Raw genomic sequence first — 676 nt, forward strand, 5'->3', positions numbered from 1 at the left:
GATGCTGCAGGTTCCGCACGTGGGGCGCCATGACAACTTCTTTGATCTGGGTGGTCACTCGTTGCTGGCGACCCAGTTGGTTTCCAGGATGCGGCGAACCTTAATGATCGAGCTGCCTCTACGCAGCCTGTTTGAAATGCCGACGATCAAGGCCCTGGCCATGAGCATCATCCAGGAGCCGCGAAGCGGTGCGGGGGTGTTGCCTGCAATCACACCGCTAACGCGCAAGGACCCCTTGCCGTTATCGTTCGCGCAACAGCGTCTGTGGTTCATCGATCAACTATCGCCAGGTGACTCGACCTACAACATGGCGGTGGCTCTTCAGCTAACCGGAGCGCTGGACCTCACTATCCTGGCCAGTACTTTCAACGAAATCATTCGTCGTCACGAAGCGCTGCGCACGACGTTCTCCAGCGTTGATGGGCAGCCAGGCCTGTGTATTGCCGACAGCCAGGTGCTGGCGCTGCAAGTCACCGACCTGACAGGCGCTTCGAGCACTGATGAGCACCGCTCCATTGAGCGGCTACTGCAGCAGGAAGCGCAGACTGGGTTTGACCTAGCCAGTGGACCTCTCATCCGTGCGCACCTGCTTCGTCTTGAAACGAGCCGCTTTGTTGCCGTGATCACGATGCACCATATCGTTTCCGACGGCTGGTCGATGGGCGTGCTGATCAAC

At 58.7% G+C, this 676-nt stretch carries 1 protein-coding gene; it reads left to right on the forward strand.

Annotation, left to right across the window (positions count from 1 at the left end):
• Positions 1-676 (forward strand): condensation domain-containing protein (locus tag IAE34_RS24190; RefSeq protein WP_233631346.1); only part of this gene is annotated, 676 nt, incomplete at both ends.

The organism is Pseudomonas sp. S30 (genome assembly GCF_016518545.1).
In the GTDB taxonomy this organism is placed as follows: Bacteria; Pseudomonadota; Gammaproteobacteria; order Pseudomonadales; family Pseudomonadaceae; genus Aquipseudomonas.